Origin of the sequence: Agreia sp. Leaf244 (assembly GCF_001422695.1) — a bacterium.
Taxonomy (GTDB): domain Bacteria; phylum Actinomycetota; class Actinomycetes; order Actinomycetales; family Microbacteriaceae; genus Agreia.
Window position 1 is genome coordinate 84840 of record NZ_LMLX01000006.1, and the last position, 23622, is coordinate 108461.

At 67.5% G+C, this 23622-nt stretch carries 19 protein-coding genes; 15 read left to right on the forward strand and 4 right to left on the reverse strand.

Annotation, left to right across the window (positions count from 1 at the left end):
* The first annotated feature begins 24 nt into the window (after positions 1-24).
* Both ASF06_RS17290 and ASF06_RS17295 read left to right on the forward strand, forming a co-directional pair.
* A complete protein-coding gene (locus tag ASF06_RS17290; RefSeq protein ID WP_055949981.1) occupies positions 25-3432 on the forward strand; it encodes a pyruvate carboxylase in 3408 nt (1135 codons plus the stop codon).
* Positions 3429-3920: a peptide deformylase gene (locus ASF06_RS17295; RefSeq protein ID WP_055949983.1), complete on the forward strand. Its 492-nt coding sequence runs from the start codon at positions 3429-3431 to the stop codon at positions 3918-3920. Before ASF06_RS17290 ends, ASF06_RS17295 begins: the two co-directional genes overlap by 4 nt.
* Positions 3921-3930: 10 nt before the next feature.
* On the opposite strand, the gene ASF06_RS17300 is transcribed toward ASF06_RS17295, so the two are convergent.
* Positions 3931-5757 carry an AMP-dependent synthetase/ligase gene (locus ASF06_RS17300; protein WP_055949986.1) on the reverse strand — a complete coding sequence of 609 codons (1827 nt, stop codon included), beginning with the start codon at positions 5755-5757 and terminating at the stop codon, positions 3931-3933.
* Positions 5758-5940: 183 nt separating this feature from the next.
* On the opposite strand from ASF06_RS17300, the gene ASF06_RS17305 reads away from it, so the two are divergent.
* The 3 genes from ASF06_RS17305 (at position 5941) to ASF06_RS17315 (ending at position 9051) form a co-directional block, all read left to right on the forward strand.
* On the forward strand, positions 5941-6888 hold the full coding sequence (locus tag ASF06_RS17305; protein WP_055949988.1) for an ROK family glucokinase: 948 nt from the start codon (positions 5941-5943) through the stop codon (positions 6886-6888).
* Positions 6889-6914: 26 nt separating this feature from the next.
* Positions 6915-7604, forward strand: coding sequence for a lysophospholipid acyltransferase family protein (locus ASF06_RS17310; protein WP_055928412.1), 690 nt, complete (start codon positions 6915-6917; stop codon positions 7602-7604).
* Positions 7605-7671: 67 nt separating this feature from the next.
* Positions 7672-9051 carry a class II 3-deoxy-7-phosphoheptulonate synthase gene (locus tag ASF06_RS17315; RefSeq protein ID WP_055949993.1) on the forward strand — a complete coding sequence of 460 codons (1380 nt, stop codon included), beginning with the start codon at positions 7672-7674 and terminating at the stop codon, positions 9049-9051.
* A 149-nt stretch (positions 9052-9200) separates the two neighbouring features.
* On the opposite strand, the gene pknB is transcribed toward ASF06_RS17315, so the two are convergent.
* Positions 9201-11186 carry a Stk1 family PASTA domain-containing Ser/Thr kinase gene (gene pknB, locus ASF06_RS17320; protein WP_055949995.1) on the reverse strand — a complete coding sequence of 662 codons (1986 nt, stop codon included), beginning with the start codon at positions 11184-11186 and terminating at the stop codon, positions 9201-9203.
* An 80-nt stretch (positions 11187-11266) separates the two neighbouring features.
* Positions 11267-11656, reverse strand: a complete 390-nt coding sequence (locus ASF06_RS20150; RefSeq protein ID WP_157439251.1) for a LysM peptidoglycan-binding domain-containing protein — start codon at positions 11654-11656, stop codon at positions 11267-11269.
* Between the two features lie 164 nt (positions 11657-11820).
* Here ASF06_RS20150 and ASF06_RS17330 point away from each other — a divergent pair, with 164 nt between their 5' ends.
* The gene (locus ASF06_RS17330) at positions 11821-12162 is read left to right on the forward strand and encodes an Rv2175c family DNA-binding protein (protein ID WP_055950000.1); all 342 of its coding nucleotides are present in this window, start codon (positions 11821-11823) and stop codon (positions 12160-12162) included.
* Positions 12163-12183: 21 nt separating this feature from the next.
* Here the strand turns inward: ASF06_RS17330 and ASF06_RS17335 are convergent, their stop codons facing one another.
* Entirely contained in the window at positions 12184-13275 is a 1092-nt protein-coding gene (locus tag ASF06_RS17335) for a polyprenyl synthetase family protein (protein WP_055950003.1), read from the reverse strand.
* Positions 13276-13353: 78 nt separating this feature from the next.
* On the opposite strand from ASF06_RS17335, the gene ASF06_RS17340 reads away from it, so the two are divergent.
* The 9 genes from ASF06_RS17340 (at position 13354) to murD (ending at position 23606) form a co-directional block, all read left to right on the forward strand.
* Positions 13354-13737, forward strand: coding sequence for a DUF3040 domain-containing protein (locus ASF06_RS17340; protein ID WP_055950006.1), 384 nt, complete (start codon positions 13354-13356; stop codon positions 13735-13737).
* Positions 13738-14000: 263 nt separating this feature from the next.
* Positions 14001-14432 carry a division/cell wall cluster transcriptional repressor MraZ gene (gene mraZ, locus ASF06_RS17345; RefSeq protein ID WP_055928434.1) on the forward strand — a complete coding sequence of 144 codons (432 nt, stop codon included), beginning with the start codon at positions 14001-14003 and terminating at the stop codon, positions 14430-14432.
* 100 nt (positions 14433-14532) lie between these two features.
* Positions 14533-15489 (forward strand): 16S rRNA (cytosine(1402)-N(4))-methyltransferase RsmH, encoded by a 957-nt coding sequence (gene rsmH / locus ASF06_RS17350; RefSeq protein ID WP_055950009.1) that lies wholly within the window; start codon positions 14533-14535, stop codon positions 15487-15489.
* Complete coding sequence (locus tag ASF06_RS17355) at positions 15486-16064, forward strand: hypothetical protein (protein ID WP_055950011.1); 579 nt, start codon at positions 15486-15488, stop codon at positions 16062-16064. Before rsmH ends, ASF06_RS17355 begins: the two co-directional genes overlap by 4 nt.
* A gap of 41 nt (positions 16065-16105) precedes the next feature.
* Positions 16106-17893, forward strand: a complete 1788-nt coding sequence (locus ASF06_RS17360) for a peptidoglycan D,D-transpeptidase FtsI family protein (protein ID WP_082501046.1) — start codon at positions 16106-16108, stop codon at positions 17891-17893.
* Positions 17894-17908: 15 nt separating this feature from the next.
* A complete protein-coding gene (locus tag ASF06_RS17365) occupies positions 17909-19453 on the forward strand; it encodes a Mur ligase family protein (protein WP_235501060.1) in 1545 nt (514 codons plus the stop codon).
* Positions 19454-19456: 3 nt separating this feature from the next.
* Entirely contained in the window at positions 19457-20881 is a 1425-nt protein-coding gene (locus ASF06_RS17370; RefSeq protein WP_055950017.1) for a UDP-N-acetylmuramoyl-tripeptide--D-alanyl-D-alanine ligase, read from the forward strand.
* Positions 20878-21975 carry a phospho-N-acetylmuramoyl-pentapeptide-transferase gene (gene mraY, locus ASF06_RS17375; RefSeq protein ID WP_055928448.1) on the forward strand — a complete coding sequence of 366 codons (1098 nt, stop codon included), beginning with the start codon at positions 20878-20880 and terminating at the stop codon, positions 21973-21975. The genes ASF06_RS17370 and mraY overlap by 4 nt, the downstream gene beginning before the upstream one ends.
* Positions 21972-23606, forward strand: coding sequence for a UDP-N-acetylmuramoyl-L-alanine--D-glutamate ligase (gene murD / locus ASF06_RS17380; protein WP_082501047.1), 1635 nt, complete (start codon positions 21972-21974; stop codon positions 23604-23606). The genes mraY and murD overlap by 4 nt, the downstream gene beginning before the upstream one ends.
* Positions 23607-23622 lie beyond the last annotated feature (16 nt).

The window sequence follows — 23622 nt, forward strand, 5'->3', positions numbered from 1 at the left end:
CGCACGTATTTGTGAAAGGCCCCCATGTTCTCCAAGATTCTCGTCGCCAACCGTGGGGAGATCGCCATCAGGGCATTCCGCGCGGCGTATGAACTCGGTGCGAAGACGGTCGCAGTCTTTCCCTACGAAGACCGAAACAGCATGCATCGGCTCAAAGCCGACGAGGCCTACCAGATCGGCGAGGTCGGCCATCCGGTGCGCGCCTACCTCGACGTGGGCGAGATCATCCGTGTCGCACTCGAGAGCGGCGCCGACGCGATCTACCCCGGCTACGGCTTCCTCTCCGAGAACCCCGAACTGGCCGAGGCGGCCCGCGAAGCGGGTATCACGTTCATCGGACCGGGTTCCCACGTGCTCGAGATGGCGGGCAACAAGGTCACGGCCAAGGAGCATGCGATCGCGGCAGGCGTGCCGGTTCTCCGCTCCACTCCCGCATCCCGCGATCTCGACGTGCTTCTCGCCGGCGCCGACGACGTGGGATTCCCCCTCTTCGCCAAGGCAGTAGCCGGCGGCGGCGGACGAGGCATGCGCCGGGTCGCGTCGCGTTCAGAGCTGCGCGAGGCGCTCGAGGCGGCGATGAGAGAGGCCGACAGCGCGTTCGGCGACTCCACCATGTTCCTCGAGCAGGCGGTCCTCCGTCCCCGGCACATCGAGGTGCAGATCCTTGCGGACTCGACGGGCGAGACCCTGCACCTGTTCGAGCGGGACTGCTCGGTGCAGCGTCGAAACCAGAAGGTCATCGAGATCGCGCCGGCACCCAACATCAGCGACGAGCTGCGCGAGGCGCTGCACCGCGACGCAATCGCGTTCGCACGGTCGATCGGCTACGTGAACGCCGGAACCGTCGAGTTCCTCGTCGACACGGTCGGAGAGCGTGCGGGCGAGCACGTCTTCATCGAGATGAACCCCCGCATCCAGGTCGAGCACACGGTCACAGAAGAGGTGACCGATGTCGACCTCGTGCAGTCGCAGATGCTGATCGCCGCCGGAGTCAGCCTCGCCGAGATGGGCCTGTCGCAGGACCGGATCGTTCTGCGCGGAGCAGCACTGCAGTGCCGCATCACCACGGAGGACCCCACGGCGGGCTTCCGGCCCGACACCGGCAAGATCACCACCTACCGGTCACCGGGAGGCGCCGGCATCCGGCTCGACGGCGGAACGATCAACCCGGGCGCGCAGATCAGCCCTCACTTCGACTCGATGCTCGCGAAGCTCACCTGCCGGGGCCGGGACTTCTCGGCCGCTGTCCGCCGATCGAAGCGGGCCCTCGCCGAGTTCCGCATCCGCGGAGTCGCGACGAACATCCCGTTCCTGCAGGCCGTGCTCGAAGATCCCAGCTTCGAAGCGGGCGACCTGAGCACCTCGTTCATCGACGAGCGACCCGAACTGCTCCGCGGCCACGTGTCGAAAGACCGCGGAACGAAGATCCTCAACTGGCTGGCCGACGTCACCGTCAACCAGCCGAACGGCGCTCGCCTGTCGAGCGTGAACCCGCTCGACAAGCTGCCCGCGATCGACCTCGACGCTCCCGCGCCGGCAGGGTCGAGGCAGCGTCTGCTCGAGCTGGGTCCCCAGGGATTCGCGAGTGCCCTGCGCCAGCAGACGGCCCTCGCCGTGACCGAGACCACGTTCCGCGACGCGCACCAGTCTCTGCTGGCCACCCGCGTGCGCACCCGCGACCTGCTCGCGGTCGCACCCTACGTGGCACGCATGACGCCGGAGCTGCTGTCGGTCGAGGCCTGGGGAGGGGCGACCTACGACGTGGCGCTGCGCTTCCTCGGTGAGGACCCGTGGGAGCGGCTCGCGTCGCTGCGCGAGGCCGTTCCGAACATCAACCTCCAGATGCTGCTGCGCGGTCGCAACACGGTGGGCTACACGCCCTACCCGACCGAGGTGACCGACGCGTTCGTGCGTGAGGCGGCCAAGACCGGCGTCGACATCTTCCGCATCTTCGACGCGCTCAACGATGTCGATCAGATGCGCCCCGCCATCGAGTCGGTGCTCGAGACGGGGCACGCACTGGCCGAGGTCGCCGTCTGCTACACGGGCGACCTGCTCGACCCGGCCGAGAACCTCTACACGCTCGACTACTACCTGAGGCTGGCGGAGCAGATCGTCGCCTCGGGGGCCCACGTGCTCGCGATCAAGGACATGGCCGGCCTGCTCCGTCCCGCCGCGGCCGAGAGGCTGGTCACAGCCTTCCGCGAGAACTTCGACCTGCCCGTGCACGTGCACACGCACGACACCCCGGGTGGCCAGCTCGCGACCCTGTTGGCCGCGAGCCGCGCGGGGGCCGACGCGGTCGACGTGGCGAGCGCACCGATGGCCGGCACGACCAGCCAGCCGTCGGCATCCAGTCTCGTCGCCGCGCTCGCGCACACCGACCGCGACACCGGCATCTCCCTGCAGTCCGTGCTCGACCTCGAGCCGTACTGGGAGGCCGTGCGCACGGTCTACCGCCCGTTCGAGTCGGGCCTGGCGGGCCCCACGGGCCGCGTCTACAGCCACGAGATCCCCGGAGGCCAGCTCTCCAACCTGCGCCAGCAGGCCATCGCCCTGGGCCTCGCGAACGACTTCGAGCGCATCGAGGATCTCTACGCCGCGGCGAACAAGATCCTCGGACGGGTGCCCAAGGTGACGCCGTCGTCGAAGGTCGTGGGCGACCTCGCTCTCCACCTCGCTGCGGTGAAGGCCGATCCGAAGGACTTCGAGGAGAATCCTCAGAACTACGACATCCCCGACTCGGTGATCGGGTTCATGGCCGGCGAACTCGGCGAGCTGCCGGGCGGATGGCCGGAGCCGTTCCGCACCAAGGTGCTGGCCGGCCGTCACGTCGACATCGGGGTCACCCCGCTCGACGAGGCCGACGTCGACACCCTCTCGGGCGACGACAGCGCGGCCATCAGGTCGACGCTGAACAGGCTGCTGTTCGCCGGTCCGACGAAGACCTTCGAGCAGGTGCGCGAACAGTACGGCGACCTGTCCGTGGTCGACACGGTCGACTACCTCTACGGTCTGCGCCAGGGCGTCGAGAACGTGGTCGAGATCGACAAGGGCGTGAAGCTCTACGTCGGGCTCGAAGCCATCGGCACGGCCGACGACAAGGGGATGCGCACGGTCATGACGATCCTGAACGGCCAGTTGCGCCCGGTGTTCGTACGCGATCGCAGCATCACCGTCGACACGAAGTCGGCGGAGAAGGCCGATGCCTCGAAGCCCGGTCAGATCGCCGCGCCCTTCTCGGGGGTCGTCACCCTCAAGGTGAGCGAGGGCTCGATCGTCGCGGCGGGGGAGTCGGTCGCCACGATCGAGGCCATGAAGATGGAGGCGGCCATCACGTCGCCGATCGCCGGAAGGGTGGGGCGCGTCGCCATCCCCTCGACCCAGCAGGTCGAAGCAGGAGACCTGCTCGTCGTGGTGGCCGCCCAGTGAGCGTCAGAGAGATCCGCCTGTTCGGCGACCCCGTGCTGAAGACCGTGTCCGAGCCCGTCGGCGTCATCGACGATCGCATCCGCGGACTCGTCGAGGACCTGCTCGACAGCGTCAGACTGCCCGGACGGGCGGGAGTGGCCGCGTCGCAGATCGGCGTCAACCTGCGCGCCTTCAGCTACAACGTCGACGGTCGCATCGGCTACATCCTCAACCCCGTGATCGTCGAGCTGTCGGGCGAGCCGGAGCTCGTCGACGAGGGATGCCTCTCGGTTCCCGGACTCTGGTTCCCCACCATGCGCTATCCGTTCGCACGGGCGACGGGCATCGACCTCGACGGCACCGAGATCGAAGTCTCGGGAACGGGCGTCATGGCGCAGGCGCTGCAGCACGAGACCGACCACCTCGACGGCCTGCTCTACCTCGATCGCCTCGACAAGCCCGCTCGGCGCGAGGCCATGAAGCAGGTGCGCGAGTCCGACTGGTTCTGACTCCGTCGTCTCAGAGGATGAGCGACTGGCCCTCCGTGGCCGGAGCCGCCTGGTAGATGCGCTCCACGTCGGGGGCGAAGTCCTTCATGATCACGTGCCGCTTGATCGTGAGCTTGGGCGTCAAGTGGCCGGAGTCCTCGGTTAGATCGTTGCTCAGCACCACGAACTTGCGGATGGACTCGGCCCTCGAGACCGTGCTGTTGGCCTCGTCGACCGCCCGCTGAATCTCCGCCAGTACGGCGGGGTTCTGGGCTGCCTCGGCGAGCGTGAGCTGTGCGGGCTGCCCATTGTTGGCCAGCCAGACGGGCAGCATCTCGGGGTCGAGGGTGATCAGTGCGGAGATGAAGGGCTTCTGGTCGCCGACGACGATGACCTGGCCGACGAGGGGATTCGCCCTGATCGGGTCCTCGAGAATGGCCGGGGCGACGTTCTTGCCCGCCGCGGTGACGATGATCTCCTTCTTGCGGCCCGTGATCGTGAGGAAGCCGTCGGAGTCGAATGCCCCGATGTCGCCGGTCCTGAACCAGGAGCCGTCCATCGCCTCCCGGGTGGCTGCCTCGTTGTTCCAGTAGCCGGCGAACACGTTGATGCCCGTGACCTGGATCTCGCCGTCGTCCGCGATGCGCACGCCGACGCCGGGCAGGGCCGGCCCCACGGTGCCGATCTTGAACTTCGACACGAGGTTGACCGTGGCGGGCGCGGTGGTCTCCGTGAGTCCGTAGCCTTCGAGGATCTTGATGCCGAGGCTCCTGTAGAAGTGCCCGAGGCGGTGGCCGAGCGGGGCGGATCCCGAGACGGCGTACTGCACGCGGCCGCCCATCGCGTGCCGGATCTTCGACAGCACGAGGCGGTCGAAGAGCGCGAACCGCAGTCGCAGGCCGAGGGGCACCTTTCCAGCGTCCAGGGCGACGGAGTGCTCGATGGCGGCGGCGGCCGCCTTGCGGAAGATCGCACCCTTTCCGCCTGTCTCCGCCTTCTGCTCCGAGGAGTTGTAGACCTTCTCGAACACACGGGGCACCGCGAGCAGGAACGTCGGACGGAAGCTGCCGAGGGAGACCAGCAGCTTCTTCGTGTCGGGCTGGTGGCCCACCTTGACGCCGGCGTGCACGCAGAGCACGGAGATGAACCGGGCGAAGATGTGCGCGGTCGTGATGAACAGCAGGGTGGATGCGCCGGGCTCGAGCATCTCCTTCATCGCGACTCCGGCGTTGCGGCTCAGCTCGACGAAGTTGGAGTGCGTGAGCATGCAGCCCTTCGGCCGCCCCGTGGTCCCCGACGTGTAGATGAGCGTGGCCAGGTCGCTTCCGACGGCGCGTGAGCGAGCCGCCTCGAGAGTCTCGTCACTGACGGCGGCTCCCGCCGCGACGATCTTGTCGAGGTCGCCGAGATCGATCTGCCACACCTGTTCGATCGCAGGGAGGTCGGGGTGCACCTCGTCGAACTTCGCGAAATGGTCGGCGGTCTCGAGGATGACGGCGACGGCGCCGGAATCGCTGAGGTTCCACTGCACCTGGCTGGGCGAGGAGGTCTCGTAGATGGGAACGAGGATGGCGCCCGCGAACCAGGTCGCGAAGTCGACCACCGTCCACTCGTAGCGCGTCTTGCACATGAAGCCGATCTTGTCGCCCGGCTCGATGCCCAGGGCGATGAGACCCTTCGCGGTCGCGCGCACGCGGTGCAGGAACTCCGCGGCGGTGATCTCGCTCCAGGCCTCGTCGCCGTCGGGAAGCGCGAACAGGGGCGCATCGGGGGTGGCAGCGGCCCGCGCGAGCAACAGATCGGTGACGTTCGCGTCGGGGTCAGCCTTCACAACGGCGGGTACAGAGAATTCTTCCACGTCAACTCCTTTGTCAACAGGTCAATGTGCTCGTCGGCGGGTGGGCCGATGATCCGGCCAAATGGTGCTCGATGGCGACGGATAACTACACTCTACTTGGCGCATTCGATCCTTTGTCGGAAGGCGCATCGCAAGCGACGTCCTTGCCTCACCCGGCCGGCGACGTGGAAGGACACGGGTTTCATGCACGCCATCGGCATCGACATCGGCGGAACCAAGATCGCCGGAGCGCTGGTCGACGACCTCGGGCAGATCGTGCGATTCGACCGACGGCCCACCCAGGCCGTCGACATCCAGAACATTGAGGACTCTGTCGTCGCGATGATCACGGAACTCGCCGAGGGCTACGACGTCGCCGCCGTCGGTGTGGCCGCTGCAGGATTCATCGATGCCGCGCAGTCGACCGTGTACTACGCGCCGAACATCAGCTATCGCAACGAGCCCTTCCGCGAGAAGCTCGAGCGCCGCGTGCCCTACCGCGTCATCATCGAGAACGACGCCAATGCGGCGGGCTGGGCCGAGTTCCGCTACGGGGCGGGTCGGCTCGTCAGCGACATGTGTATGCTCACGATCGGCACCGGAGTCGGGGGAGCCATCGTGTCGGCCGACCGCATGTTCCGGGGCGGCTTCGGCGCCGCGGCCGAGCTCGGGCACATGAGGGTCGTTCCCGACGGTCTTCCCTGCGGCTGCGGGGCACGGGGCTGCATCGAGCAGTACGGCTCCGGTCGGGCGCTGCTGCGCTATTCCAACGAGTTGGCGGATGCCGGCGGCATAGGCATCGGGCTGGCGGCCGCGCGGGCTCGCGTCGGCGTGCTCACCGGTCACGAGGTGAGCGATCTCATCCAGGCCGGAGATCCGGGCGCCCTGGCTGCACTGCGCGAGCTCGGCCACTGGATCGGACAGGCGAGCGCCAGCCTCGCCGCGGTCCTCGATCCCCAGCTCTTCGTGATCGGCGGGGGAGTCGCCCAGGCTGGCGACCTGCTGCTCGACCCCATCCGGCAGTCGTTCCTCGACAACCTGCCGGCCCGCGGATATCACCCCGAGCCCGAGTTCAGGATCGCCGAACTCGTCAACGACGCCGGGGTCGTCGGCGCCGCCGACCTCGCGCGCCTGTACGCAGCGCAGATCTGACCCGGGCGAGCAGGAGAAGGCACACGATGTTCTACTGGATCATGAAGAACCTGATCGCCGGGCCGATCGTGCTCACGATCTTCCGCCCCTGGATTCGCGGTCTCGAGAACGTGCCCCGCTCGGGCGGCGCCATCCTCGCGAGCAACCACCTGTCGTTCATCGACTCCGTGATTCTTCCGCTGGTGCTCTCGCGGCGCGTGTCGTTCCTGGCCAAGAGCGACTACTTCACCGGCAAGGGAATCAAGGGATGGCTGGTGCGGGGCTTCTTCCTCGCCACGGGCCAGCTGCCGATCGATCGATCGGGCGGCAAGGCGTCGGAGGCCTCGCTGAACACCGGCCTCGGCGTGCTCGGCCGCGGCGACCTGCTGGGCATCTACCCCGAGGGCACCCGCAGCCCCGACGCCAAGATGTACCGGGGTCGCACCGGTGTCGCGCGCATGGTCCTCGAAGCCGGCGTGCCGGTGATCCCCGTGGCGATGATCGACACCCACAAGGTGATGGCCATCGGCACGAAGGTGCCTAAGATCAGGCGAGTTGGTGTCATCATTGGCGAGCCGCTAGATTTCTCTAGGTTCGAGGGATTGGAATCCGACCGATTCATCCTCCGAAGCGTCACCGATGAGATCATGTACGAACTGCAGCGGCTCTCGGGCCAGGAATACGCAGACGTCTACGCGACTTCGGTAAAGGAGAAACGGGCGAGCGTCGCCCGTTGACGCGACCGGCCCACAAGGGTATTCGGTTCGCGATCGCCGAACACAGAAAAAGATACGGAACCCGCACGTGGTAGATCCAACCGAACTGGTCGTTCAAGCAGATGACTCTGTGATCGCCGGCTTGGACTATTGGCGCGAGCTTCCGGTGAAGCAGCAACCGACGTGGCCCGACAGCGTGGCCGTGGAGGCTGCGTCATCGGAGATCGCCGGACTGCCGCCCCTCGTGTTCGCTGGCGAGGTCGACAACCTGCGCGACCGGCTCGCCGTCGCGGCACGAGGAGAGGCGTTCCTGCTCCAGGGAGGCGACTGCGCCGAGACCTTCTCCGGTGCGACCGCGGAGCAGATCCGCAACCGGGTCAAGACCGTGCTGCAGATGGCCGTCGTGCTCACGTACGGTGCCTCCATGCCCGTCATCAAGATGGGGCGCATGGCCGGGCAGTTCGCCAAGCCGAGGTCGAGCGACACCGAGACGCGCGGCTCCGTCACCCTGCCCGCATACCGCGGCGACATCGTCAACGGCTACGACTTCACGCCCGAATCGCGCGAGGCCGACCCTCGCCGCCTCGTGCAGGGCTACCACACGGCCGCGTCGACGCTCAACCTCATCCGTGCCTTCACGCAGGGCGGCTTCGCCGACCTCCGGCAGGTGCACGACTGGAACAAGGGCTTCACGTCGAACCCGGCGAACGTCAGGTACGAACACCTGGCTCGGGAGATCGACCGCGCCGTCAAGTTCATGATCGCGTGCGGCGCGGACTTCGAGGCGCTGAAGCGCACCGAGTTCTTCGTGAGCCACGAGGCGCTGCTCTTCGACTACGAGCGGCCCATGACGCGCATCGACTCACGAACGGGCACCCCGTACAACACGTCGAGCCACTTCCTGTGGATCGGCGAGCGCACCCGCGACCTCGACGGCGCCCACGTCGACTTCCTCAGCCGCGTGCGCAACCCTATCGGGGTGAAGCTCGGTCCGACGACGACGGGCGACGACATGCTCCGTCTCATCGACAAGCTCGACCCGAACCGCGAGCCCGGACGCCTCACCTTCATCACGCGCATGGGAGCGGGCAAGATCCGCGACGCCCTGCCGCCCCTGCTCGAAACGATCAAGTCGGCCGACGCGGTGCCCCTGTGGGTCACCGATCCCATGCACGGCAACGGCCTGACGACTCCCACCGGATACAAGACGCGTCGCTTCGACGACGTCGTCGACGAGGTCAAGGGCTTCTTCGAGGCTCACCGTGCCGCGGGCACCCACCCGGGCGGCATCCACGTGGAGCTCACGGGTGACGACGTCACGGAGTGCCTGGGCGGCTCGGAGCACATCGACGAGGCCGATCTGGCGACCCGCTACGAGTCGCTGTGCGATCCGCGCCTCAACCACATGCAGTCGCTCGAACTGGCATTCCTGGTGGCCGAGGAGCTCGGAGAAGTGCGCCGGGCCTGACACGCGCCGCTCGTCTGACGAGAGAGCCCCGACCGCCTCGTGCGTTCGGGGCTTTTTCGATGCGCGGGGTCGGCAGTGCTCGGGGTCGGCAGTGCTCGGGGTCGGCAGTGCTCGGCCTCAGAAGTGCTCGGCCCCAGAGGTGCATGGGCTCAGAAGCTGACGCTGACCGTGACCTTGGATCCGCGCGGCACGCTCGTTCCCGCGACCGGGTTGGTGGCCGTCACCGTCACGAGTCCGGGTACGATGTCGGCGCCGGCGGGGTAGCTGAGGTCGAATCCGGCCGCTTCGAGGATGGGTTTGGCCTCGGACCACGACAGCTTGACGACATCCGGCACGGTGACCGGTTCGGGGCCCCGCGAGACCTGCAACGACATCGTGTCACCTGGCCGCACAGTGTCGGCCGGGGCGATCGCCTGGATCACCAGGCCCTCCTCGACAGAATCGCTGTAGACCTCTTCGCCCGCCGCAGCCGACAGGCCGACGGCCTGCAGAGTGGCGGTCGCCTCGTCGACGCTCTGGCCCGAGACGTCGGGAATGGCGCCCGCGGAGACGAGGAACGAGACGGGCTGCGCCTCGCCGTACAGCACGCCTTCAGTCGACCCGTCGACGGCGAGGCTCGCGCCATCGGCGCCGTAGGCGTCGAGCACGGTTCCCGCGGCGGTATCGCTCGAGAACACCTGAGACGTGCTGCCGAGGGTGAATTTGGCCTGTTCGAGGGCCTGCTGCGCCGTCGCCTGGTCGGCTCCGATCAGCTGCGGGAGCGCCAGTTGCGCGGGGCCGGTCGACACGAACAGAGTGACGTTCGAATCGCGCGCGACGTGCGCCCCGGAAGTGGGGTCGGTTCCGACGACCGTTCCGACGGGCACCGTGACGCTCGACTGATCGGCCCGAGTGACCACGACGCCGAGCTCTTCGAGTGCCGCCTGCGCGGCATCCGGAGCCTGCCCGGCGACCTCGGGGATCGTGAGCTGGGCGCCCGGTCCGATGCCGAAGTACCAGCCGGTGCCTCCCGCGAGGGCCACAAGGAGGACGATGATGCCTGCAATCCAGAATCCGCGTCGGCGACGCACCGCGGCCGAGGCCTTCAGTCGATCGGATGGTGCGGAGGGTGCGACGCTGCGGGTCGCCGCGGGCGGCGCCGTCTGGGGAAGGGGTGCTCGCGTGGGGGCGGTCAACGCCGAGGTGAGCCCCGTGCTGCGGAAGGCCTGGGTCTGGGCGGACGCGACCTCGGGGCTGAGCGCGGCGGGCATGACCACGGTGCGCTGCACGCCCGTGGTCGCCGCCTGGGTGGCCGACATGGTCTGCTCGGTGAGTCGAAGCTGTTCGAGCATGGCGCGGCCGTCGGTCGGCCGGTCGACGGGGTTCTTGGCCGTGGCCCAGAGCACGAGCTCGTCGAGGTCGCGAGGAACGGACGGGTTGACGGCACTCGGTCTCGGCACCTGGTCGTTGGCGTGCTGGAATGCGATCTGCATGGGCTGATCGCCGACGAACGGCTGCGCCCCCGTGAGCATCTCGTACATCATGATGCCGGCCGCGTAGATGTCGCTGCGGGCGTCGGCCGTGCCACGCGTGAGGAGTTCGGGGGAGAGGTACGCGATGGTGCCGAGCAGTGCCTGACCCGTGGCCGTGTTGGCCGACGTCGCCCTCGATAGCCCGAAGTCGCCGATCTTGATGCGGCCGTCGTCGGCAAGGAGCACGTTCTCGGGCTTCAGGTCGCGGTGCACGATACCGGCCTTGTGAGCTGCGGCGAGGCCGCCGAGAACCGCGTCCATGATGTCGAGGGTCTGCTCGGTGGTGAGCGTTCCATAGTCTTTGAGCAGATCGCGCAGCGTCATGCCCGGCAGGTACTCCATGACGAGATAGGCCATGTCGGAGTCCTGGCCCTGGTCGAACACGTTGACGACGTTGGGGTGGGCCAGTCGTGCCGCCGAGCGCGCCTCCTGGACGAAGCGCTCCTTGAAGTTGGATTCGTCGGCGAGGTGTCCGTGCATGATCTTGATTGCCACACGGCGTTCGAGCCGCAGGTCGGTCGCCAGGTAGACCGTGGCCATGCCGCCCCGGGCGATACGCGCCCGCACCTGGTACCGACCGTCGATGAGACGTCCGATCATAGGGTCAGAGGGCGCGGTGGTCACGAGTGAAGTTTAGAGAGCGTCGGCTGCGGAAGCCGGGATAGACACCGCGAACATGCAGACCCGTCTGTTCGATCGTGCGATCACTCCGACGGGGCGCGCCGACGATCGGCCTTCTCCGCGGTCGGCCATTCGAGATCGTCGGGAATCGGGTCGAGTCGGATCAGCTGCCCGGGGAAGATCGGCGTCTTCCAGCTCAGGCCGTTCTGGGCAAGCACGTGCGCCGTGGGAAGCCCGTGGCGGATGGCGATCTCGCTCACCGTGTCGCCCAGTTCCACCCGGTAGGTGGGATCGTCGGCCCTGTCTGCGGGAGCTCCGTCTGCGGGAGCCCTGTCGCGCCGGCGGCTCGACGCCGCGGCGAGTTTGGATGCCAGCAGTCCACCGAGCACGAAGGGCACGGCTATGAGGGCGAGGAGTGAACGAGGTCTGCCCGATCGCGCAGGACGGCCGCCGCGGCTCGGTGACCTGGTCATAGCGGCCGTGCACCTCGCAATTCTCGATCAATCCTCGCGTCAAGATTTCCACGGATGACGGCGGCCGTCAACGGTCTGAAGCAGCGCCACTGCGCGCGTCGGATAACGATGCGATATCGACAGCGGGGTGCCGCGTCCGGCCCCGGTCATGGCAGGCTGGGAACGTGAGTGAAAACGCCCCCGTAAGAACCTGGTTGACCATCCCCGACGTGGCCGAATTGTTCGGCTCCACTCCCGGTCGAGTTCGCAAGCAGATCGAGGAGCATTCGCTGCTCGCCATCCGCCGCGACAAGGTGCTCGTCGTGCCCGATGTCTTTTTGCGCGACGGCGAACCGTTGCCGGAGCTCAAGGGAACCATCATCGTGCTCCTCGACTCGGGGTTCACTCCCGACGAATCGATGCAGTGGCTGCTCGAGGAGGAGGAGTCGCTCGGAGTCGCGCCGATCGACGCGCTCCTCGCCGGCCGCAAGGCCGAGGTGCGCCGGGTGGCGCAGGCGCTCGCCTGATCGCGACGCCGGTCGGGCTGCTCAGGCCGACCGGTCGGTGAGCAGGCGCGCCAGTTCCTCGAGTTCGACCACGGCCCGCGGCTCCAGTTCCGCGGAACGAAGGGCCCGGATGGCGTCGCCCGTGTACGACTCGATCGATCGCTCAGCGCTCTCGAGCGCGCCGCTGGACTCGATCTGCCGCTGAAGGTCGGCGATGGCGTGGTCGTCGAGCCCTGGGTCGCCGAGCGCACGGTCGAAGGCGGCTCGCTGGCTCTCCGGCATGCCCCGGCGCGCCAGGGCCACCAGCACGGTGCGCTTTCCCTCGCGCAGATCGTCTCCGGTGGGCTTTCCCGTGACCGCCGCATCGCCGAAAACGCCGAGCACGTCGTCTCGCAGCTGGAAGGCGAGCCCGAGCGGCAGGCCGAAGCGGCGGAGCGAATCGACCTGGTCGGCTGACGCTCCTGCCACCAGAGCTCCGAGGGCAAGCGGTGCCTCGACGCTGTACTTCGCCGATTTGAAGGTCATCACCCGCTCAGCTCGTCGGAGGGTCTCCGACTCGGGGACGGTCGGCCAGGCGTTCTCCTCGAGGATGTCGAGATACTGGCCGACGGTGACCTCGGTGCGCATGCGGTTGAATTCGCCCCGAGTCGACCGGGCGCGCTGCCTGTCGTCGAGCAGGTCGAGTGCCGAGTCGACGAGTTCGTCGCTCCAGCCCAGCAGCAGATCTCCGTGGAGTATCGCCCCTGCGCGGCCGAAGGTGTGCGCCTGGCCGGCGAAGCCGCCCTCCGAATGCAGAGAGGCGAACCGGATGTGCGAGGCGGGCATACCCCGACGGGTGTCTGAATTGTCGATGATGTCGTCGTGAACGAGGGCCGCAGCATGGAACACCTCGAGCGCCGCGGAGAGCGTGAGCACGGCCCGCTCCTCATTCGGTTCGGAGCCCGTCGAGGTCGCCTGCCACCCTGCGATGCAGAACCGGGCCCTGAAGCGCTTGCCGCCGCTGAGAAGATACCGGGAGAAATTCGCGAACACGGCCGCATCGTCTGCGATAGCAGCGAGAATAGGATCACGAGACGCGAGAAATTCGGCGATTTCGGTGTCGACCTGGCTGACCAGGTGCGGGGTTTGTGTCACGCGCCTAGCCTAGCCAGATGCAGCGCACTACAATCGCTTCAAGTACGACGCGTGTGACCGAGCCTGAGGTGAATTAGGATGCCGCTTTCCGAGCAGGAGCAGAAGCTTCTAGATGAGATGGAGCGCAGTCTCTATCACAACGATGCCGATTTCGTGTCGGCGGTCAATGCCGGCAGGGGCAAGCTGAATTACGGCGCCCTCGTTCTCGGCATCCTCCTCGCTGTCGTCGGGCTCGTCGTCGTGATCGTCGGCGTGATCACCCACCTCCTGATCGTCGGTCTGCTCGGCTTCGTCGCCATGTTCGCCGGCGTCCTTCTGGCACTCCGTCCCTCCAAGACGGCGGTCGGCCGACCGGTGTCCGGGCCGCGAACCGCATCATCGCCGAGCGGCGCCGCATCCAAGGCCAACCTCATGGACCGACTCAACGAGCGCTGGGACAAGCGCCAGGATCGCGAGGAGTAGGCCGAGCGCCCACCCTCCTCCACCCACCTCCACTTCAGGGGCCGACCTTCGGGTCGGCCCCTTTTTTGGCGTCTCCGGCGCGGTTTTTACCCCTTTCGGCAAAAACTCCTCCATTTCCCTCCACCAAAAAAATCCGCGCAACTTCGCCTGTCGGGGAATAAAAGAGTCGGCATAACGCGCCAGAACCATTGTTTGGTGGTGCGAAGTGGAGTAACGTGGAGGAACACCCAACACCAGGCCGGCTTCGAGGGGGAGAAAGGACGATGTTCCTTGGCACGTACGCTCCCAAACTCGACGACAAAGGTCGCATCATCCTTCCGGCGAAGTTCCGCGACGAACTCGAGGGCGGCGTCGTGCTGACCCGCGGGCAGGAGCACTGCGTCTACGTCTTCAGCTCTGCCGAGTTCGAAGAACTGCACAACAAGATCCGCCAGGCACCCGTGACGAGCAAGCAGGCCCGCGACTACATGCGCGTCTTCCTCTCCGGGGCCGACGCATCGGTCCCCGACAAGCAGAACCGCGTCAGCATTCCGGCGCACCTGCGCAGCTACGCGGGCCTCGAGCGCGAGCTCGTCGTCATCGGCGCCGGCTCACGGGCCGAGATCTGGGACGCCGAAGCCTGGAACACCTACCTGGCCGCCCAGGAGGCCGCGTTCTCCGAGACCGACGAGGAGGTGATTCCCGGCCTCTTCTAGTCGTTCCGCGTGACTCCCACCCGTTCCTCGCCCTGGCACACTTCCCCGGTGCCAGGTCGGAATGGATGGGGATCAGGCAGAACGAACGGGTCGATACACCATGGACGACGTCACACGAATCCACACCCCCGTCATGCTCGAGCGTTGCATCAGCGTGCTCGGGCCTGCTCTTGAACGGCCGGGAGCCGTTCTCGTCGACACGACCCTGGGGCTCGGCGGACACGCCGAGGCCTTCCTCACCCGCTTTCCGGAACTGACTCTGGTCGGGCTCGACCGCGACCTCCAGGCCCTCGCCCTCGCCGAGGGGCGTCTGAAGCCGTTCGGGGATCGCGTTCACCTCGTGCACTGCGTGTACGACGAGATCGGTGAGGCTCTGCAAAGCCTCGACATCCCGTCGGTCGACGGCGTGCTGTTCGACCTCGGTGTCTCGAGCATGCAGCTCGATCGCGCCGAGCGCGGATTCGCCTACTCGAAAGACGCGCCGCTCGACATGCGCATGGATCAGGACGCGCCCGTGACCGCCGAGATGATCCTCGCCGAGTACTCCGAGTCCGACCTCAGGCGCATCTTCCGCGACTACGGCGAAGAGAAACTGGCCGACCGATACGCCCGTCGCATCGTGCAGAGGCGCGCCGAGCAGCCCCTCGTCCGTTCCGCCGATCTCGTCGACCTCCTGCAGCAGGCGACGCCCGCCGCTCTCTCTCGCGCCGGACATCCGGCCAAGCGGGTGTTCCAGGCGCTCCGCATCGAGGTGAACCAGGAACTGAGCGTGCTCGAACGCGCGATCCCCGCAGCCATCGACGCGCTTCGCGTCGGGGGTCGCATCGTCGTGATGTCGTACCAGTCGCTCGAAGACCGCATCGTCAAACGCGCCCTCCAGGCACTGACCGTGTCGACGGCTCCTCCCGGACTGCCCGTCGAACTGCCCCAGCACAAACCCGAGCTCTCCCTGCTCGTTCGCGGCGCCGAACTGGCGACCGACGAGGAGAAGGCCGAGAATCCCCGCGCCACCCCTGTCCGTTTCCGAGCCGCAGAGCGCATCAGGAGTGCATCATGACCAACCTGGCCACCGTCCCCATCGAGCGGCTCGGTGCGCCGGCGCCCGCGGGGGAGCCACGGCGCCGGTGGCTCTCGCCTGCACCCGAGCGCGTGGCACGACCGCGCCAACGGCCTCGAATCGTCTATGCGGCCGTCGCCATCGGCGGTATCGCCATCATCGCGCTCGCCCAGCTCCTGCTGAGCATCGGCCTGTCGGACGGCGCGTACCAGATCTCCTCCCTGCAGTCGGAGCAGAAGGATCTGGCCAGAACGAACCAGGCCCTCACAGAGCAGCTCACCGCCTTCTCGTCGCCGCAGAACCTCGTGCAGAACGCTCAGGCGCTCGGTATGGTCTCCAACGGCAACACGGTCTACCTCCGACTCTCCGACGGCGCTGTTCTGGGGTCGCCCACACCGGCATCCGCCGCGAATGCGCCGATCTCGGCCAACCAGGCTCTTGTTCCCAACTCGCTTCTGCAGCCCGAGCAGGTCGTCGCCGCACCGGTTCCCGATGCGTCGAGCGCGCCTCAGGCCGCCGCGCCCGACCCGACAGTACCGTGGCAGGGTGCGCTTCCCTCTCCTCAGACGCACTGACCGACAGGTGACCCGCTCACCAGCCGAATGAAAGGCCGCATGTGACCTCGACGACCACCAGAACAACCCGAGGGCGCGTCGCCATCGCGGTGCTCCTCATCGTGGCCGTGGTCTCTGTGTTCGTCGTCCGGCTCGTCGACATCCAGGTCGTGCAGGCGGAGGGGCTGAACGCGGCATCGCTCGCCAGCCGCTCCGACAGCGCTGTCACTCTGGGCACGCGGGGCGACATCCTCGACGCGAACGGCGTCGTGCTGGCCACCAGCATCCTCCGCTACGCCATCGAGGCCGACCCGTCCGCTGTCGACGAGTTCGAACGGCCCGCGGCCGACGGCTCCGGTGAGGTGACCGTCACGGCCGACCAGGCGATCGGTGAGCTGGCCACGGCGATGGGGCTCGATCCTGCCGCCATCACGGCCATCCTCTCCGCGGATCCCTCGTCGCGCTACGCGCTCATCTCGAAGTCCGTCGACGTGGCCACCTACAACGCCATCCGGGCCCTCGACATCCCGTGGCTGTACTACAAGGCAGACCAGTCCCGCTCCTACCCCGACGGCAGCGTCGCCGGCAACCTGGTCGGCTTCGTCGGCGAAGACGGGACCGCCCTCGCCGGCACGGAGCTGACGCAGGACAAGTGCCTCGCAGGATCCGACGGCACCGAGGTGACGGAGACCGGAGAGGACGGGGTGGCGATCCCCGGATCGACGGTGACCGTCACGGACGCCGTCGACGGCGGAGACGTTCAGCTCACGATCAACAGCGACCTCCAGTACTTCGCCCAGGAGGCGCTGGCCCAGCGGGTGACCGAGGTCGGCGCCGAGTCCGGCACCGTCGTCGTCACCGAGGCGAAGACCGGCAAGATCCTCACCGCCGCGGAATACCCCACGGTCGACCCCAACAACATCGACGCGACCGACCCCGAGTATCGCGGCGCCAAGGTGTTCAGCGACCCGTTCGAGCCAGGGTCGACCTTCAAGTCGATCACCGCCGCATCCCTCATCGATGCGGGAGCCGCGACGCCCGACAGCCAGGTGCTCGCGCCATACGAGTACACATCCGGCGACGCCGTCATCCACGATTCGTTCTACCACGCACCGATGCCCTGGACCCTCACCGGGGTCATCGAGCAGTCGTCCAACACCGGCATCTCGATGCTGAGCAACAACATGTCCGTCGATCAGCGATGGGACTACATGAACAAGTTCCACCTGGGGCAGAAGACGGAGGTGGGGTTCGTCGGAGAGGATAGCGGCGACATCCTGCCCGGCGATGTGAGCGGACCGACGCAGCTCGACGACCAGACCATCTACAACACCACCTTCGGCCAGGGCCTCACGGTGACCGCGGTGCAGATGGCCAGCGCATACCAGGCGATCGCGAACAACGGCGTGCGAATGCCCGTGCAGCTCTTCGAGGGATGCCGACACGCAGACGGAACGGTCACCGACGCTCCGGCGGCATCGACCGGAGAGCAGGTCATCTCCGCCCAGGCGGCCCAGGACACCGTGCACATGATGGAGTCCGTCGCGACGACGGGCTACGCCGCCGATGCGATCAAGATCCCCGGCTACCGGGTCTCCGCCAAGACCGGAACGGCCGAGATGAGCGACGGTTCCGGAGCCTACGGCGGCGCGTATCTGACCTCCATGGCGGGCATGGCGCCGTCGGACGACCCGCAGTACGTCGTTTCGGTCACCATCAGGAAGCCCGTTACCATTACATCTGGACTGGCGGCAGCGCCGGTCTTCCAGAAGGTGCTGTCACAGGTGCTGAAGACCTATCGGGTGCAGCCGTCCACGGTTCCCGCGCCCGAGCTGCCCACCACTTACTGAATGAAGGAGTCATCTGTGCCGGATCGGGTTTCGCAGGGATTGCGCCCGGAACACCCGATCGCACGATCGCTCTCCCAGCTCGTGGTCGACTTCGGCCTCGAGCAGCGGGGGGAGTTCTCGCCCGACTCCGTCACCGGCATCAGCCTGACGTCGAACGACATCGTCCCCGGCGATCTCTACGTGGGCCTTCCCGGCCGGAACGTGCACGGCGCGTCCTTTGCCAGAGCCGCAGCCGAGGGGGGAGCCGTCGCTGTGCTCACCGACCCCGAGGGGGCGGTGCTCGCTGAAGACAGCGGTCTGCCGGTGATCGTCACACCGCAGCCGCGCGAAGCTCTCGGAGCGGTCTCCGCGTGGATCTATCGCACGCTCGACGATCCGCCCACCCTGTTCGGGGTCACGGGCACGAACGGCAAGACGAGTGTCACCTACATCCTCGACGCGATCCTGAGTCAACTCGGCATCGTCGCCGGATTCAGCACCACGGCCGAACGGGGCATCGGCGACCTCCGCATCACCAGCACGCTGACGACCCCCGAGGCGACCGAGGTTCACGCCCTGCTCGCCCGCATGCGCGAGGCGGAGGTGCGCTCCGTTATCATCGAGGTCTCCGCCCAGGCGCTGACCCGCCACCGCATCGACGGCATCGTCTTCGACGTGGTGGGCTTCACGAACCTCACCCACGACCACCTCGACGACTACGGCAGCATGCACGACTACTTCGAGGCCAAACGCGAACTGTTCGAGCCCGATCGCGCCCGCAGGGGAGTCGTGCTGGTCGACGGCGAGTGGGGGGCGCGCCTCGCCGAGGAGTCGCGGATTCCCGTGGCCACCATCTCGACGAGGCCGGGAATCGAGGCCGATTGGCAGGTCGAGATCCTCGAGGAGACCGTCGACGTCACGAGATTCACCATCGAGGGCCCCGATCACCGATCCCTCACGACGAGCATCCCGATCCTGGGCCGCTTCATGGCCGAGAACGCCGCCCTGGCGATCGTGATGCTCGTCGAGTCGGGCTACGACCTCGAGGCGATCGCGCACGTACTCGAGCGAGACGGCGGGATCGACGCGTTCGTGCCCGGTCGCGCCGAGCGGGTGTCGGCCGACACCGGCCCACGGGTGTACATCGACTACGGCCACAGCCCGGATGCTTTCCAGAGCACGCTCGAGGCGCTCCGGCGGGTGACGGATGGCCGGGTGATCATGGTGTTCGGCGCCGACGGCGACAGAGACACGACGAAACGGGTCGACATGGCCTCGATCGCCGCGCGCCTCGCCGATGTGGTGGTCATCACCGACTACAACCCGCGCACCGAAGACCCGGCCTCGATCAGGGCCGTGCTCCTCGATGCCGCGCGTGCGGCCCGAGACGACGTCGAACTCTACGAGGTTCCCGATCCTCGACTCGCGTTCCGCAAGGCTCTCTCGGTTGCCGGCGAGCACGATGTGATTCTTCACGCCGGACCGGGCCACGAGGACTACCAGGAAGTCGGGGGCGAGAAGATCCCCTACTCCGCGCGCGACGAGGCACGGCTCGCCCTGCAGGAATACGGATGGCTCTGACTCATGCTCCAACTCACACTTGACGACATCGCCGGCATCATCGGCGGCAGACTCGTCCTTCCCGACACGGTCGTGGCGGCGGGAACATCGCCGCAGACGGTCGTCGCCGGAACGGTCGACACCGACTCGCGCGAGATCCGCGACGGCGGCATCTTCGTCGCGAAGCCCGGGGAGTTCAGCGACGGGTTCCTCTTCATCGACAAGGCGGTCTCGGCCGGCGCCGCGCTGGTGATCGCCGAACGGCCGTCAGACGCGTCCGTCGCCCAGATCATCGTCGACGACGCCGTGCTCGCCCTAGGCGCCCTCGCGACCGAGGTCGTTCGGCGGGTCCGCGAGCACGGGCTGCTCCGCATCGTCGGCATCACGGGCTCGAACGGCAAGACGACCACGAAGAACCTCCTCCGCTCGATCCTCGAGACCGAGGGCGAGACGGTGGCGCCGCGCGACTCGTTCAACAACGAGGTGGGCGCGCCGCTCACCATGCTGAAGCTGACGCCGTCGAGCCGGTACCTCGTCGCCGAGATGGGCGCATCCGGCCCGGGCGAGATCACGCGCCTCATCCGCATGGCCAAGCCCGACGTCGGCGTCGTCCTGACCGTCGGACTGGCGCACGCCGGCGAATTCGGCGGCATCGCCACCACGCTGGCCACGAAGACCGAGATGGTGTCCGACCTCGAGGCCACCGACGTCGCCGTGCTGAACATCGACGACCCCCGGGTCGCGGGGATGGCCGACAAGACCGCCGCACGCGTCGTCTGGTTCGGCCTCGACCAGCGCGCGGCCGTGCGCGCCCACGACGTCGTCGCCCACGCATCCGGCACCGACTTCGTTCTGACACTGGCGTCCGGCGACAGCCGCCCGGTGCGGTTCCGTGTGCTCGGCGAGCACCACGTGATGAACGCGCTGGCCGCGGCCGCCGCGGCGGAGAGCCTCGGCGTCGGCATCGATCGCATCGTCGACGCTCTGCAGACCGTGACCAGGGCCGAACGGTGGCGCATGGAGGTGCTCGGGGGCCGTGACGACGTCACGATCATCAACGACGCCTACAACGCGAGCCCCGACTCGATGGTCGCCGGCCTCAAGACGCTGGCCCAGATCGCGACGCCGTCGTCGCGCAAGGTCGCGGTGCTCGGGGAGATGAGCGAGCTCGGCGAGTTCTCGCTCGAGGAGCACGACCGCATCGGCCGCATGATCGTGCGGCTCGGCATCGAGAAGCTGGTCGTCGTGGGGGAGGGGGCAAGGGCCCTGCACCTCGCCGCGACCCACGAGGGGTCCTGGGACGGCGAATCCCTGTTCGTCGAGACCGCCGACGAGGCCTACGACGTGCTCGCACCCGATCTGCGTGCGGGCGACATCGTGTTCGTCAAGTCGTCGAACTCCGCGGGCCTCCGGTTCCTCGGCGATCGTCTGGGGGAGCTGTTCGCATGATCACCCTTCTCGCCGCAGGCTCCCTCTCGATGGTCTTCACGCTCTTCATGACGCCCGTCTTCATCCGACTCTTCAAGCGCCTGGCCTGGGGCCAGTTCATCAACATGGACGGCCCCGAGTCTCACCACGTGAAGCGGGGAACGCCCACGATGGGCGGAATCGTCATCGTCCTCGCCACACTGTTCGGATACTTCGTGGCGTTGCTCTTCACGCACCGGGGCATCTCGATCTCGGCGCTGCTCGTCCTGTTCCTCATGGTCGGACTCGGCATCGTCGGGTTCATCGACGACTTCATCAAGACCCATCGCAAACGCAGCCTGGGCCTCGGCCCCATCGCCAAGCTCGTCGGACAGATCGTCGTCGGAGTCGTGTTCGCGCTGCTAGCGCTGAACTTCCGCGACGAAAACGGACTGACGCCGGCGTCGACGGCGATCTCGATCGTGCGTGACACCCACATCAACTTCACGATGCTGGTCGTGCCCGCCATCGTGGTGATCGCGTTCGTCGTCTGGGTCTGCGTGATCGTCATGGGCACGTCCAACGGGGTCAACCTCACCGACGGTCTCGACGGCCTCGCGCCCGGGTCGAGCATCCTCGCGATCGGCGCCTTCGTCTTCATCGGCTTCTGGCAGGACAGCCAGAACTGCTTCAACCCGCAGCTCGACCCCGACGTGCTCGGCAAGTGCTACGAGGTGCGAGACCCGATGGACCTGGCGATCGTCGCCGCCGCCATCGTCGGCGCCCTGATCGGCTTCCTGTGGTGGAACACCAACCCGGCGAAGATCTTCCTCGGCGACACCGGGTCGCTCGCGCTCGGCGGAGCCCTTGCGGCCCTCGCCATCCTGAGCCGCACCGAGCTGCTGTTGATCGTTATCGGCGGAATCTTCGTCATCGTCGCCGGGCAGGTCGTCATCCAGCTCACCTACTTCAAGCTCACCCGGGGCAAGCGCATCTGGCTTGCGAGCCCGCTGCACCACCACTTCGAGGTCAAGGGATGGGCCGAGGTCACGATCGTCGTGAGATTCTGGATCATCGCCGGACTCCTCGTGGCCGCCGGCGTGGGGTCGTTCTACCTCGAATGGATCTCCCGATGACCGAGCCCGCCTACGGCAGGGCGCTCGGACTCACCAGCTGGAACGACGACTGGTCGGGCCTCCGGGTCGGCGTTCTCGGGCTCGGGATCACCGGTTTCTCCGTAGCCGACACGCTGGCGGAGCTCGGCTCGCGCGTTCTCGTCGTCGCAGAGAAGGTCGACGACCGCTACAGGCTCATGCTCGACGTCATCGGCGCCGAGCTGGTGCAGGCGAGCCCACTGGCCTCGGTTCCGCAGGAGCTCGAGACCCTCGATCCCGAACTCCTGGTCGTGTCTCCGGGATTCCACCCGGATCATCCGGTCATCACCTGGGCGATCGAGAAGGGCATCCCCGTCTGGGGCGACGTCGAACTCGCCTGGCGGCTGCGCGACAAGGTCGGCACATCCGGTGCGGGCAGTGCGCCCGCAGAGTGGATCGCCGTCACCGGAACCAACGGAAAGACGACCACCGTGCAGCTGACGGCCGCCATGCTGGCGGCCGGAGGGCTGAGGGCGGCGCCCTGCGGCAACATCGGCGTCCCGGTGCTCGACGCGGTCCGCGACCCGCAGGGATTCGATGTCTTCGTCGTCGAGCTGTCGAGCTACCAGCTGCACTCCACGTCGAGCATGTCTCCGTGGGCGGCCGTCTGCCTCAACGTCGCGGAGGACCATCTCGACTGGCACGGCTCGATGGACGCGTACGTCGCGGCGAAGGCTCGCGTCTACACGAACACCCGCGCCGCCTGCGTCTACAACCGGGCCGACTCGCTCACCCTGAAGATGGTCGAAGACGCGGAGGTCGTCGAGGGTGCCCGAGCCATCGGGTTCGACCTCGGAGTGCCCGGGCCCAGCGACCTCGGAATCGTCGACGGAATCCTCGTCGACCGTGCATTCCACGACGACAGGCTCAGCTCCGCGCTCGAGATCACGACGGTGTCCCGCCTGGCCGGGCTCGGCCTCGGCGCCCCCCACACCGTTGCCGACGTGCTGGCGGCCACCGCCCTCGCCCGCAGCGTGGGAGTCTCGATCCCGGACATCAGGACCGCGCTCGAGACATTCCGCCTCGACCGCCACCGCATCGAGGTGGTCGGGATGCGCGACAAGATCACCTGGATAGACGACTCGAAGGCGACCAACCCGCACGCCGCGGCCGCGTCGCTCTCCGCCTATCCGTCGGTGGTCTGGATCGCCGGGGGACTGCTGAAGGGCGTCGACATCGAGCCGCTGGTCCGCGCCCGCGCCGCACAGCTGCGCGGAGTCGTTCTCCTCGGCGAGGACCGCACGGCACTGCGAGAGGCATTCGAGCGACACGCGCCCCACCTTCCGGTGCGAGAGGTGACCGGCACGGAGACTAGAAGTGTCATGTCGGTCGCTGTCGAACTGGCTGCCGCCCTCGCGGTGCCCGGTGACGTGGTGCTTCTGGCACCGGCCGCCGCGTCGATGGATCAATTCACCGACTACTCCGACCGTGGCGACCGCTTTGCACGCGCCGTGCGACATTACCTGGGAGGCGATCCGGCTGACGACGACACGACCGACAGTGCGGACCCGACCGGTGCGGCCCCAGACGCTGACGCCGCAGACGCTGCCGCCGCAGACGGCGGGCAGCCGGATGCCGGGCGCGAGCACGGCGACTCGGCCCCCGACGACTGACCGCACCCGCGGGGGC